This is a genomic window from Vibrio sp. PNB23_22_6, assembly GCF_052877535.1.
Genome location: NZ_JBNFXP010000002.1, coordinates 131,417 through 145,764, shown reverse-complemented (window position 1 = coordinate 145,764; position 14,348 = coordinate 131,417). Strand labels below are relative to the sequence as shown.

General features: G+C 45.7%; 9 protein-coding genes and 1 pseudogene. 6 read left to right on the top strand and 4 right to left on the bottom strand.

The window, feature by feature from the left end; genetic code table 11:
- Positions 1 to 31: 31 nt before the first annotated feature.
- The 3 genes from ACVA54_RS02405 to ACVA54_RS02395 form a co-directional block, all read right to left on the bottom strand.
- Complete coding sequence (locus ACVA54_RS02405) at positions 32 to 739, bottom strand: 1-pyrroline-5-carboxylate dehydrogenase (protein ID WP_099078466.1); 708 nt, start codon at positions 737 to 739, stop codon at positions 32 to 34.
- 11 nt (positions 740 to 750) lie between these two features.
- Complete coding sequence (putA, locus tag ACVA54_RS02400; RefSeq protein WP_446649374.1) at positions 751 to 3,882, bottom strand: bifunctional proline dehydrogenase/L-glutamate gamma-semialdehyde dehydrogenase PutA; 3,132 nt, start codon at positions 3,880 to 3,882, stop codon at positions 751 to 753.
- A 398-nt stretch (positions 3,883 to 4,280) separates the two neighbouring features.
- Complete coding sequence (locus ACVA54_RS02395) at positions 4,281 to 5,093, bottom strand: AraC family transcriptional regulator (RefSeq protein WP_099078464.1); 813 nt, start codon at positions 5,091 to 5,093, stop codon at positions 4,281 to 4,283.
- Between the two features lie 769 nt (positions 5,094 to 5,862).
- On the opposite strand from ACVA54_RS02395, the pseudogene ACVA54_RS02390 reads away from it, so the two are divergent.
- Positions 5,863 to 6,057, top strand: a pseudogene (locus tag ACVA54_RS02390) (PAS domain-containing protein); the annotation flags it as partial.
- A gap of 117 nt (positions 6,058 to 6,174) precedes the next feature.
- On the opposite strand, the gene pdxH reads toward ACVA54_RS02390, so the two are convergent.
- Positions 6,175 to 6,810 carry a pyridoxamine 5'-phosphate oxidase gene (gene pdxH / locus ACVA54_RS02385; RefSeq protein WP_099078463.1) on the bottom strand — a complete coding sequence of 212 codons (636 nt, stop codon included), beginning with the start codon at positions 6,808 to 6,810 and terminating at the stop codon, positions 6,175 to 6,177.
- 184 nt (positions 6,811 to 6,994) lie between these two features.
- Here pdxH and ACVA54_RS02380 point away from each other — a divergent pair, with 184 nt between their 5' ends.
- The 5 genes from ACVA54_RS02380 (at position 6,995) to ACVA54_RS02360 (ending at position 14,334) form a co-directional block, all read left to right on the top strand.
- On the top strand, positions 6,995 to 8,899 hold the full coding sequence (locus tag ACVA54_RS02380) for a sensor histidine kinase (protein ID WP_446649397.1): 1,905 nt from the start codon (positions 6,995 to 6,997) through the stop codon (positions 8,897 to 8,899).
- A complete protein-coding gene (locus ACVA54_RS02375; protein WP_446579193.1) occupies positions 8,892 to 10,118 on the top strand; it encodes a sigma-54-dependent transcriptional regulator in 1,227 nt (408 codons plus the stop codon). The genes ACVA54_RS02380 and ACVA54_RS02375 overlap by 8 nt, the downstream gene beginning before the upstream one ends.
- 113 nt (positions 10,119 to 10,231) lie before the next feature.
- Positions 10,232 to 11,623: an HlyD family type I secretion periplasmic adaptor subunit gene (locus ACVA54_RS02370; protein WP_446579192.1), complete on the top strand. Its 1,392-nt coding sequence runs from the start codon at positions 10,232 to 10,234 to the stop codon at positions 11,621 to 11,623.
- 108 nt (positions 11,624 to 11,731) lie between these two features.
- Entirely contained in the window at positions 11,732 to 12,415 is a 684-nt protein-coding gene (locus ACVA54_RS02365; protein WP_119464198.1) for a transglutaminase-like cysteine peptidase, read from the top strand.
- A 5-nt stretch (positions 12,416 to 12,420) separates the two neighbouring features.
- Positions 12,421 to 14,334, top strand: a complete 1,914-nt coding sequence (locus ACVA54_RS02360) for a bifunctional diguanylate cyclase/phosphodiesterase (RefSeq protein WP_099078459.1) — start codon at positions 12,421 to 12,423, stop codon at positions 14,332 to 14,334.
- Positions 14,335 to 14,348 lie beyond the last annotated feature (14 nt).

The following is a 14,348-nucleotide window of genomic DNA, read 5'->3' as shown; positions in this document are numbered from 1 at the left end:
CTTTGTTGTTAGGTTGGCACCACAAGTCAGGTTAGTGAGAGTCGCTCCCCAACTCGAGTAGAGTTGCGTTGCCGCCCACCGCCGTAATATTTATCGTTCGAGTACGCTCAGTAATAAAGCGTAACGACAAATGAGGATCGTGAGCCACTGTCGGTGACTCTAAATCCGTTTCAGAAACTAAGCCGACGATAGCACCGTCACGCTTAGCCAATTGCAAGTTAAGCGCATGCTCAACCTGTGAATACCCAACATAGCCCACACTGCGCACGTCACTGTCTAGCAATAGGCCAGACGCATCGTACGCAACCACTTGGACTACATTTGATGGGAAGTTAGTTGACGCCAAAGCTTGCTTAACCAATTGATTAAGCTCTGCATTGTCGCTACAAATCACCACACTGTTCCCTGCAATTAGGGCGCTGGTGATCATTGCAAAAGTGCTGTATAGCGCATTCTCGGTGTTTTCTAGGTTGTTTTCACAAACCACCAAAGCCACACCGCGACCCGCAGCATACAGCTCGTTAGTTTCTCCCGTAGGTCCTACTAACTGATGTGTTTCTGCTAAAAGTGTAGACGCTTGTTGCAAATGGAAAGACACCACTTTGCCAACCACAGCATGCTGCGCTTCAACAGCAGATTTAAATGCCAGCAAATGCTCACACTTATAATCAAAATCGGTCAGATTCCACTGCTCCCACGCAGAGAATGCATCTTTAAAATACGTAATCTGATGAACCATAATGCGACTCCTTATGCCTGCTCTGCTTGAACAAGATGTTGTAGAGTGAAGCGGTATAGGTAGTGAGGACCACCCGCCTTCGGACCCGTACCAGACAAGCCTTGACCACCAAATGGCTGAACGCCCACGACAGCACCAACCTGATCACGGTTGATGTAGCAGTTGCCTACACGAGCGTGTTTTTCAATCCAACGGTAAGTGGTTTCGTTACGGCTGTGGATGCCCATTGTGAGACCAAAACCCGTTTGGTTGATTTGCTCAACCACGTTTGGCAACTCAGATGCTTTAAAGCGAACAATGTGCAAGATAGGACCGAATTGCTCTTCTTTCAGAACATCAATGCCCGAGATTTCGAACGCGCTTGGCGATACAAAATCACCGTGCTGACAAGCTTCATCCAATTGAAGCTGCGCAACTTTGGTTTGCGTGTTCGTCATGTGTTCAAGGTGAGCAAGGAGTTTGTTTTTTGCATTGCTGTCGATAACCGGACCCACATCGGTTTTATGTAGATAAGGGATACCAACATGCAGTTCATTCATCGCACCTTGGATCAGGTTGATGATGCGATCCGCTACGTCTTCTTGAACAAACAGCACTCGCAGAGCAGAACAACGTTGACCTGCAGAAGCGAAAGCAGAACGAATCACGTCACGCACAACCTGCTCTGGCAGTGCAGTACTATCAACAATCATAGCGTTTTGACCGCCAGTTTCAGCGATAAACGACACTGGCTTCGCGCTGCGTTCGGCAAGCGTCACGTTGATGCGCTGCGCCGTTGCTGTCGAACCAGTAAATGCCACACCTGCGATAGCATCGTGAGATGTAAGTGCATGACCAATTTCACCACCACGACCCGGCAATAGCTGAATCACACCCGCAGGGAAACCTGCTTCTAGCATCAATTCAATCGCACGAGCGGCAATTAAGCTGGTTTGCTCAGCTGGCTTGGCCACAACCGTGTTACCTGCGACAAGTGCCGCTGTCACTTGACCAAGGAAAATCGCCAGAGGGAAGTTCCATGGACTGATACAAACGAATACGCCTAAACCTTCGCGGCTAGAAATGCGCTTCACGCCATCAAAGCCTTCCAACTCGAATGGTTGAAGGTTTTGCGCTTGTTTGGCGTAGTAACGACAGAAATCGACCGCTTCACGCACTTCATCAATGCTATCGTGAATCGTCTTACCTGCTTCTTGATGACAAATCGCCACCAGCTCCGCGAGGTTTTCTTCCATCAGATCCGCAAGCTTGTCTAAACATGCGGCTTTTTGTTCAATCACCGTACCTTTCCAATCAGGAAATGCAGCATCAGCGGCTTCGATCGCTGCGGAAACATGATCAAGGTTTGCGAAAGCCACCTGACCCACTTCGATACGACGATCGTAAGGTGCGGTAATGATCTCTGCTGAACTTTCCTTGATCATGCTTTCGCCATGCTTCTCGCCATTGATGATCGGACCCGCCATCCATTGCTGAGTTAGGAAGCTTTCAACTTGCGCTTCAAATGGGTTCGCTTCGCTGTCGATATCAACGTTCACACCGTATGAGTTTTTACGCTCTGGGAAGATATCCGTTGGCAATGGAATTTGACCGTTATTCAGCGTGTCGAAGCGGGTTAGCATATCCACTGGATGCTGCGTCAGCTCTGAAATCGGACAACGCGCATCCACCAAACGATGCACAAACGAGCTGTTCGCGCCGTTTTCTAGCAAGCGACGAACCAAGTAAGGCAGCAGGTCCGCATGGCTACCAACTGGCGCGTAAATACGCACAGGCTGACCGTAAGTGTCCATCACATGATTATAAAGCGAATCACCCATACCATGCAGACGTTGGAATTCGTAATCTTTGTGCGCGGCCATCACGGCAATCGCAGTCACGGTGTGTGCGTTGTGACTCGCAAACTGCGGGAAGATATTGCCACGCACGCCTTCACTTAGTAGGAAACGTGCACACGCGAGATAAGAGACATCAGTGGCTTCTTTACGAGTGTAAACTGGGTAGTTGGTGTAACCCGCTTGCTGCGACCATTTAATTTCGCTGTCCCAGTACGCGCCTTTTACTAGACGTAGTGGGATAAGATCGCCCTGCTCTTTCGCTAGACCGTTCAACCACACCAGGACCGGTAGTGCGCGTTTTGAGTAGGCTTGTACCACCAACCCAAACTTGCCCCAACCTTTCACTAGGTCACTGCGGTATAGCTTTTCAAACAGTTTTAATGACAGCTCTAGGCGATCAGCTTCTTCTGCGTCAATCGTGATAGCAACGTCCACTTCAATCGCACGCTTGAGCAGTTGCGTTAGCGTGTCGTAAAGCTCAGTCATCACGCGCTCTTCATTCGCCACTTCGTAACGTGGATGAAGTGCAGACAACTTGATAGAGACAGAAGGCGCAGGACTCGTGTCACTGCCATACGTTTCACGACCAACAGCTTCGATCGCCATTAGATAATCTTTGAAGTACTTGCTTGCATCTGCCGTAGTTAGCGCTGCTTCACCCAACATATCAAATGAATAAGTGAAACCTTTGTCGCGCATTGGACGGCCATTCTTTTGCGCTTCTTCAATCGTACGACCACGTACAAACTGATGACCCATGATCTTCATTGCCTGATACATGGCTTTACGAATCACCGGTTCTGAGAATTTGTTCACCAGACGGTTTACAGCCTGACCTGGGCTCTGGGTTTCTTGCTCACCAAGGCCAATCACTTTACCCGTGAGCATTAGGCCCCAAGTTGATGCGTTAACGAACACCGAATCAGAACTCTTAAGGTGAGATTTCCAATCAGCCACGCTTAACTTGTCTTTAATCAGTGCATCAGCCGTTGCTGAATCTGGAATACGCATCAACGCTTCTGCAAGACACATCAGCAAGATACCTTCTTGGGTATCTAAACTGTACTCCAGCAGCAATGCATCAATCATTTGGATTGATTTCTTATCGGCCCGAATGGCTTCAATAAGTTGGGTTGTTTGGGTCGTGATTGCCGATTTTTCTTCCGCTGTCGGCGTTGCTAGTGGCAATAGTTGCTCTAGCCATTGAGACTCGTCCACCATATACAATGGCGAGATCAGTGACCACAAGTTATCAAGCGACTGCTCGATAAATTCCGGTGCTAACACGTTCGTTGCTGTAAACATGCGTTTTCCTCAATCTCTCTCCTCGAAAACCGCTTCGAGGCTCATCAATGGCTGGCAGTGTATTTTGAGGGCATAAAGAATACTTGTCAAAAACTCCGAGTTTTTTGCTAAACACTCGCTTTTATAACAAAACATCTACATAGTCACATATAAATAGATAATATATTGTGTTGTAAAAGTTCATTTTTACGCGTTATTTACAACAAACTCGGGTTAATTTTCGCCAGACTATGTTTGAATAAGAACGATTTAGATTGCGCTTTGGCAAGAAATGGATAAAAACACAACAAGTTTGCTGAGAATGACTCAAAAAATTCGACTTTTCCGAACAAAATTCAGGTACAACAAACCGCGGCAGATGCGCAGCTGTCATTAAATAAGCTATAGATTGAGCAATATTACCCAATTTGTTTCTTATACTGAGACGGTGATAAGCCTTGTAAACGAGTGAAGGTATGAGTAAACGTACTTTGGCTAGAAAAGCCCGTAAACTCGGCGATCTGCCCTAGCGTTAAGTGGCCTTGCTCAATCAAGTCACGCGCCATGTCAATACGTTTGCCTAGAACATACTGGTGCGGCGTAATACCCATTTGCTCTTTGAAAAGGTTGTGGAATTGACTCTCACCCAAGAACACGCTGCCGGCTAATTGAGCGACACTAATTTTATGGCTCAGATGCAGCTCGATGTAACGATCGATGGCATCCAAATCAAAACGGGATTCTTTTTTCGAGGTTTCAAATGCCGAGATATGACGCTGCATCAGAGCAATCACAGTGTCGTTGCACGCACGACTGAGTAACAAATCATTAGGATGATTGCGCATCTCTTGCACCAACATCTGAATCAGCTTTTGAATTTGGCCATCCAGTTGGAAATAAAGATGAGACCGCTCTAGATTATTGATTTTCTGAAGCATTTCTGGATCATCGTTAGTCGGTTTTGGCATGTTAAGCACCAAAATATCTGACTGATGAATCACCCCTCCGAAAGCATGATCAGAGCACGCCGTTACGATACAACCTTGACCAGGGCCAACCAAATTGCCTTGTCCACGCACTTCAAATTCCGCTTGACCTTTCAAACCGATCACGATCTGCGTGTAAGCATGATCATGGCAATCCATGTAAGACGGAAGTGTGATCAATTCTGCTGGTTTTGGCAACATGATCTCTTTATATCTCGGGGCTTTCGGGTTATCTGAATCACTCATTTCGAACAGTCGTCTTTACACGGTCGGCTTACACATTGGCATCATATACCTTCTCTGCTAGCTTGCAAATCTTCCCTAGACCAATCATCCAAGATCAAATCAATGTGATCATAGCGCCCTGCATGATCATCGTTCCGGAACAATGATCATGTGAATATAACCTACGGTCAATGTGCAATCAATTTTCTTAACAAAAACCGCCAGATAGCAAAAATGACCGAAGATGCGATAAACACTTATCAAAGATCTTTACCGTTAAAATGCACACCAATGTAAGAGCCAAGATAAAAATTACGCTCTAAAGCACACAAAAATCACTAAAACAGGGGCATAGAGGCATTTCCCCCTTACTAATATGCCCCAGATTCAATACATTAGAACTGAAGCTCTAGGCTGCATACAAGCCTAAGCTCACGGTATCTAATTGATACCCCGAACTTACTTGACAGACCCTCGCCTGGTAATTTAGAACCGCTTCTACACGTCGACAAGATTATCATGTGTTGCCAGCCCGTATCAGGTGGGCTTTTTTATCTTATTCAAATAAAAACAAAAGCATAACCTGATACCATATGGCATACCTCACTGTAATCTGATGTTAGTCATCACGCTGAGTTTTTTTGAGCATATTTCTCTCCACTCGGCTTAGCCTGGTTTGACGATCGAAAGCATGATCAAGGCATGGAGGTGTGTCGAACCATGAATAGTCAATGACGTGAGCACAAAGACCAGCAATAACACTGGCGATAAGGTCAAAGTGAGTCCTCTGGTGAATATTCCAATCAATACCATATAACAGCCGCTTCTTCGGCAACTACCGGGGTGTTGGGGATGCAAGGATAAAGATTCAGTATTCCGCTATGTGAATCAAGAATATGCAGAATTGATAGGGCACGTTTCGCCTGAAGCCTGTATTGGTAAAACCGACTTTGAAATGGCCAGCCCGATCATTGAATGTGCGCAATATCAACTGTCGATCGTGATCAATGGTGATAGATAGACTCCAATACCGTCACTCAATCCACAAACAAAAACACCGCCAAAATGAGCGGTGTTTATCTATCTAGTTAAATCGCAAAACTTATGGCGCAAGACGCTCGATGTCCCATCGGCCTTCATGGTGCTCGAATAAAAAGCGATCATGTAAACGATGCTCACCGCCTTGCCAAAACTCGATGCTTTGCGGTTTAACGCGAAAACCACCCCAGAAGGTGGGGACTGGGATTTCACCTTTAGCAAATTTCTGTTTTAACTCTAAAAACTTACCTTCCAGTACCCCACGAGCAGAAATGCGGCTACTTTGCTTACTGGCAATCGCTGCTAATTGGCTATCTTTCGGGCGAGAAGTGAAGTACTTCATATTCTCCATCGCAGTCAGCTTTTCTGCAACACCCGTAATGTGAACCTGACGCTCAAGTGGGTGCCAAGGGAAATGCAAGCTGATACGGCTATTGTGCTCAAGCTGCTGCGCTTTACGGCTGCCTAAATTGGTATAGAACACAAAGCCATCTTTATCGACGTTTTTCAGCAGAACAATGCGTTGATACGGCATGCCGTTCGCATCCACGGTTGCGACCGTCATTGCGGTTGGATCGGTCAATCCAGCTTCTACCGCTTGCGATAACCACAGGTTAAATTGATCAATCGGATCTGCTTTTAAATCTTTCCGACGCAGGCCACCTTTTGTGTACTCACGACGAATATCAGCAAGTTCCATCTTCACTCCTTGACTCGTTTTTGTTGATTGTGCGCTTGATGAGGATGAAATTCAAGGACAGCAAACCGCCCCGACTCCGTTCTTAAGCCACGCAATCGTCAATCTCACGCTCCATCGCATCACTCATCAAGCGAATTCAACAAATGTTATCTCTCATTCTCGCTGCGGCTCACAGCATCGCTAAATACCTTTTGATAACATAACGTTAAAAACAAGTGAGCCGAACGTGAATTTATCCCACCCAAAAAACCTACGCTATTTTTTTTTACCGTTATTGCTTACCATTGGAACGATCGGCCTTGTTCTGACTCATCAATACGCAACTCAATACCAATATGAACAATGGCAAAATAAACTCGAAAAACAAGCCTCTCAAACCGCGCAAGAAATTAGTTACGAGTTAGCAAAATTTGAGCAGATCCCCAGTCTTCTTAGCCACGATCCTCGCTTATTAACAGCGGTTGAATTAGGCCAGCCATCTCGAGGCCTCAACCTATTGCTGTCTGATTGGTTGAAACAAAGCTTGGCCGATACGATTTACGTTCACGACCGTACCGGGTTAGTCATTGCTTCAAGTAACTATCAACAAGCTGACAGCTTTATCGGTGCCAATTTTAGTTTTCGTCCTTACTTCCAAAATGCACTCAAAGGTGAAAAAGCGCAGTATGTGGCGCTTGGTTTACGCTCTAATAAGCGAGGCTACTTCTCCTCCTCGCCACTTTGGATCAATAATCAAGTAGCAGGTGTTATTACCATAAAGGTCAATTTAGAACAGCTCGAGCAACGTCTTATTCAGCATGAGGGAGGCGTGCTGGTTACGGGCGTGCACGATGTCGTCTTTATGACAAATTTACCCAATTGGCGTTATAGAGCCCTCTTCCCACTATCGGAGTCAGCTCGCACGGAGCTAAATCAAACTCGTCAATACGGCGACACATTACCGCTGTATCGTGGTGACTTAACGGCGCAAAGTGGTGACACTGAATTCACCGACAATCAGCTGTTGAGGTCACCTGACTACTTCGCTTACGTGACGCCACTGTTTGATAAGCGTTTTCGTGTTATCGCACTCGTTAGCCAGCAGCAAGTTTTAAACGCCGTTTTGCAAGCAGATGTGATCTTTCTCATTTTGTTCGCACTGCTGGCATTAATTGCTCTAGCATGGGGACAAATGATGATCAACAAAGCACATTTAGCTCAAATGAACATCAGCTTAGAAGAAAAAGTGACACAACGAACCTTAGTGCTTAGCGACGCCAATCGCAAACTACAACAAACCGTACGTCAATATGAACAAAGCCAACAAGAACTCAAACAGACCCAACAAGAACTGACTCAAGCAGCGAAACTAGCGCTATTAGGTGAGCTCTCCGCTAGCATCAATCATGAAATCAACCAACCGCTCGCCGCACTAAAAACCTATACGGAAAATTCACAACGCTTGATGACCATGGAGCGCTACCAAATGGTTGAGAGCAATTTAGACAAGATGCTTACCCTCAATGACACCATTGCTGAAGTCATCGCACGGCTCAAAATTTTCACTCGCAAAGCCGATAATGGTCCGCAGAACGAAATTTCGATACTGCATGATGCCGTGCACAACGCCACCAGCATTCTGAGCAATAAACTGATCAAGCAAGGCGTGACACTCAAAGTGCCTAGCATTGCACACGACTTACAGTTAGCGATTCACCATGTCGAGTTAGAACAAGTGCTGATTAACCTTTTTCATAATGCAGCTCAAGCAATGGAAGGACATGGTATCGATCCACAGATCTCCATTGCCATTCAACATCATCAATTACATTGTGACATCTTAGTTTCTGATAATGGGCCTGGCATGTCAGAACAGGCGTTGGAAAAAGTATTCGATCCATTCTTTACCACCAAGCCTGAGGGGCTTGGACTCGGTTTGACGATATCAAAACGTATTCTAGAAAGTTATCAAGGCTCACTGAGTGTCCATCATCATTTTGATAGCAACACACAACGCATTGCCGGTATGACTTTTGTCATCTCGGTGCCAATCGTAAACGCTTTTAATAAGCAACAGCAGAATAAACAAAAGGAAGGTGCGCATGCGTGACCCGGTTTTCTTTGTGGATGACGATCCGCATATCCGCGATGCGGTCACTCAAGCTCTGCTTATTGAGGGAATTGATGTCAACACCTTCCCCAATGCAGTTGAAGCGCTACGTGTAATAGATCCGCACTCTCCCAGCATCATCATTACCGATATCCATATGCCTGTAATGGACGGTTTGGAGTTTATGGATGCATTGCTCGGTAAAAACCACCAGTTTCAATTCATCGTATTGACCGGTCATGGTGATGTGAAAACAGCGGTAAAAGCGATGAAAAGTGGTGCGTACGACTTTTTAGAAAAACCTTTTTCTACCGAGCAACTATTAAAGTCTCTCAACAACGCAAGCGACAAGCTTACCCTATTGCGTGAAAACGTATGGTTGAAAAAGGAGCTCGACATGCAGACCCATGTTGGCCCCAAGATGATTGGCCACAGTCAAGCCATGGTCAACATCCGTCGCACCTTGATCAGCACAGCTCCTCATCAACCGCTTATCTTTGTTGGACAAAATGGTACAGGTCGAAGGCTAGCCGCCCAGTTTTCACATGACATACACGCTTTAGCTGATAGCGAATTGATCGCCGCATCAGGAGACGACTTATGCGACTTATCATCTGATGCCTTCGATAGCGCCCTTCATCTGCTCACCGAAGGAAAAGACCATTGCAGTTTATACCTACACAATGCGGAAAATATTTCAATGGAACAGTGGCAATGCCTATTTAACGACCCTAGATTGCAACGCGTGTTTGGTGCAGCCACCAACGTCAGTGCAGATATGGAGACACTGGCCACTTTGATATATTTACCGAGTTTAGACCAAAGAAAAGAAGACATTGGCCCGCTATATAAGCACTTCGTCCGCCATGCCGCTAGCCGATATCAATTACAGCCACCGCACATAACAGCCGAAGAGATCGCCCAGCTCACTGAGCTTAACTGGCCTGAGAATATTAAACAATTACGCCAGTTTGCCGAGTTACGCGCACTCAAGCCAGATACCTTTCGCATCGAAGAATGGAACAGTGAAAAGAGTATTGAAATTCAAAGCATGGCTCAACGCACGGAGCACTTTGAGTATTGCCTATTGTTTGATGCCCTGCAGCGACATGGAGGGAGGCTTAAAGAGGTGCAGCTCGAGCTACAAATATCTCGAAAAACCTTATACGACAAACTAAAAAAGCATCAATTGGATAAGTCAGAGTTCAAAATGTTCTAGCCGCGCAATCCGCAAGTTTTCCACACACTTTTATTAACAAATACATGCTGACATACACAGTTAATAATAATAAGATCAAGAAGATAATTCGTATTTGTAATCCAAGGAACGTGATGAGCCGAGACAATTACAACAAACTCAGTGAAGAGGAGCTGGATTTTGTCGATGACAAAACCGCCGCTTTACTCCTCAACACCCCAAACAGCGCTCGCGTGATGCTTTGGGTTATGGTGCTATTTTTTGTTGCGGCAATTGGCTGGGCATCTTGGGCGCAAATCGATCAAGTCACTGTCGGCAAAGGCAAAGTGATCCCTTCTTCACAAATCCAAGTCGTGCAAAACCTAGAAGGAGGCTTGGTTAAAGAAATTTTAGTCAAAGAGGGCCAACTCGTTGAAAAAGGCCAACAGCTACTACTCATTGATGATACACGATTCCGCTCTGACTTTCGCGAGCGCGAGCAGCAAGTCGCCAACTTGACCGCTTCCGTGTTACAACTTTCAGCTTCCATCACTAGTGTGAGGGTTAACCGTGACTTTGAAGTAGCAGACTGGGAAGACAGCGTCATTATTGACTACGGCAAGCTCATTTTTCCACCGATGTTGGAAGAAACCCAACCGAAACTGACTCACCGTCAAAAAGCCGAATACCGACAAGACTTAGACAACCTAAGAAACCAGTTGTCCGTCATTGATCAGCAAGTAAAACAGAAACAACAAGACTTGGTTGAAATTCAAGCTCGAGTAAACAACCTGCGTCAAAGTTACCAGTTTGCAAAAAAAGAACTCGATATCACGAAGCCACTTGCGGATGAAGGCGTCGTGCCACGCATCGAATTGCTGAAGTTACAGCGTCAAGTGAACGATACGCGTCGCGAAATGACATCTAGTGAACTCAAAGTACCCATGATCAGATCGTCGATCAAAGAGTCGATGCTTAATCGCATTGATGTGGCGCTCAAGTTCCGCTCAGAGCAACAAGAGAAACTCAATCACACCCAAGACCAGTTGTCTGCGCTAGTAGAATCTGCCGTGGGCTTAGCAGACAGAGTAAATCGAACCGTTGTAGTCTCGCCAGTAACGGGTAAAATTAATACCTTAAACGTCAATACTGTTGGTGGCGTGATCCAACCTGGCATGGATATCGTTGAGATCGTGCCAACAGAAGATACGTTATTAATTGAAGCCAAAATCGCGCCGAAAGACATCGCCTTTCTACGCCCTGACTTACATGCGATAGTAAAATTAACCGCCTATGACTTTACTAAATATGGCAGCTTAGAAGGCGAGTTGGAACACATCAGTGCCGATACGACACAAGATGAAGAAGGTAACAGCTTTTATATTGTCCGGGTACGAACAGATAAGACGAATTTCGGTCAAAACGAAGATTTGCCTATCATTCCAGGAATGACCGCTTCGGTCGACATTATCACTGGCAAGCGAACCGTTTTAGAGTACCTGCTTAAACCAATTTTAAACGCAAAAACCAATGCACTAAAAGAGTGAGTAGTATCAATGCTCTCTCACTGCATTATAGGTAGCGGCTTAACAAAAAAGCGATTATTTCTCATAGACGAACCTAATGGAAGAGAACAGTTGTGTTACGAGTCGAGTATGCCCCCTAATTTGAAGCGTAAAGTAACATTGATAGCCTGTTTAAGTTGTTTCTCGTTTCAAATTGGAGCGCTAAACAGCAAAGAGCAGAGTTGGGTGGATACGGTCACCTCTATTTATGGAGAACGAGCGGGGATGCGCGTCAAAACATGGCGCAGCAATCTCGATGTCTACCAAGCACTTGAACCACGGGAGAAGCTAAATGCCGTCAACGACTTTTTCAATCAACTGTATTTCGTTGACGATATTAAACTGTGGGGGAAAAATGACTATTGGGCAACCCCCCTTGAATTTTTGGGCAGCAATGCGGGCGACTGTGAAGATTTTACCATTGCAAAGTACTTCTCGTTGTTAGAGCTAGGCATCCCTGATTCAAAGATGCGTTTAGTCTACGTTAAGGCCATTGAACTTAATCAGTTTCATATGGTGTTAGCCTACTACCCAACAGCCAGCTCAGAGCCGCTCATCCTTGATAACCTCAATCCAAAGATAGTTCGAGCCTCCAAGCGTAGCAATTTGCTACCGATATACAGTTTTAACGGTAAAGACCTGTGGTTAATGAAATCTGCAGCTAGTACGGGAGAACTAGCAGGAGAATCATCACGTTTGAGCCTTTGGAATGACTTACGCTCGCGCGAACGTAAGTTGCAGTTAAATAAACCTATAATTAACTATGACGAGTGAAAAACATGACCCTATATAAAAAGCTTGTAGTGGGAATGGTTACGGTCTTTATACTCTTGATGGCATCAGTATTCGTAATCGAATTCAATACTACTCGGGACAGCTTGGAGCAACAGCAACGTTCAGAGGTCAACAACACCATTAATACCGTGGGTTTAGCACTAGCTCCTTATCTAAAAGACAAAGACAAGGTAGCGGTTGAGTCGGTCATTAATGCACTGTTCGACGGCAGTACCTATTCTGTGGTTCGCCTGACTGCACTTGATTCTGACTACCAAGTTGTGCGCTCTTACCCAGTCAAACCAAGCACGGTGCCGCAATGGTTTATCAACCTTAACCTCTTTAAGCCTATCCACGATAAGCGAGTGGTCACCAGCGGTTGGATGCAACTTGCAGAAGTTGAGATCATTAGCCATCCAGGCGCTGCATACGAACAGCTATGGAAAGGCTTTATTCGCTTGCTGACCGCCTTTGGTATCATCTTCGTAGCGGGTTTAATCTCTATCTCCTACATCCTGCGTCGTTCGCTCAAACCGTTAGCGGCGATCGTGAAAAAAATGCATGAGATTGCCAACAACCAGTTTGGCGACCCACTCACTCGTCCAAAAACCAAAGATTTGATCGCAGTCGTCGATGGCATCAACATGATGTCTGCACAAATTGAGTTGTCGTTTAAAGAACAGGCCAAAGAAGCGCAGCGATTGCGAGCACAAGCGTACCTAGATCCTATCTCTAGTCTTGGTAATCGTTCTTTCTACATCACCCAAGTTGATCAATGGTTAGCAGAACAAACTCAGGGGGGTATCGCGCTACTCCATGCAGAATATATTGGTGACATCTACGAGACGAAAGACTACCAACGCGCTGATGCCCACGTGAAAGAGCTATCTCAACGTCTGAAAAACACCATCGATGTACCTGGAGTCACCATCGCTCGTCTATCTAGCGACGAATTTGGTTTGCTTTTCCCACACATGGACGAGAGCGAACTAAGAATTATCGCCGACACCATCATCAACTGTGTCAATGGTCTCAATACTGATCCAACGGGCTTGGCAAAACCTAAAGTCGCTCTGGGGGTGGCACACAGTAAAGACCTGAAGTCACGTTCAGAAGTGCTCTCTCTTGTGGATAATGCGCTCTCTAAAGCAAAAGCACAGCCAGACAAAGCGTACGGTTTTATTGGCAGCGATAGCCCATCGAGCTTGATGGGAAAACAGCAATGGAAAGCACTGGTGGAAGAGGCAATCCACAGCGGTTGGATTAAGTTCCGCTTTCAGTCAGCAAAGAACACCTGGGGCAAAGTATTCCATAAAGAAGTGTTCTCTAGTATTGAGAAAGATGGTGAGTCCTATCGTGCCAACCAATACCTGTTTGCTCTAGAGCAACTTGAAGCGACCGATATCTTCGATCAATACGTGATTGAATCGATGATTAACATGCTGGAAAGTGGTGAACTGACCGAACCCGTTGCGCTCAATATCGCACAAAGTAGTTTATCTCAACCATCCTTTATCCGCTGGGTTACTAGCACGCTCTATAAACATGCGAAAGTGGCACCAATGCTCCACTTTGAAATCCCAGAAGAGTGTTACATTGAGCATCCTCACCACACGGCGCTACTATGTAATGCCCTTCGTCAATCGGGGGCAGAGTTTGGTGTCGACAACTATGGCCGTAACTTCCAATCGCTTGAGTACATTCAGGAGTTCCGTCCGAATTACGTCAAACTGGACTACCTATTCACCCACAATCTGCACGACGAAAAACAGAAATTCACCTTAACCTCGATCTCTCGTACTGCTCACAACTTGGGCATCACGACCATTGCATCGCGTGTTGAGACACAAATTCAGTTGGACTTCCTCACCGAACACTTTGTTGAGGTATTCCAAGGTTTCATCGTTGATAAGGATTAAAAGGTTTACCAAGG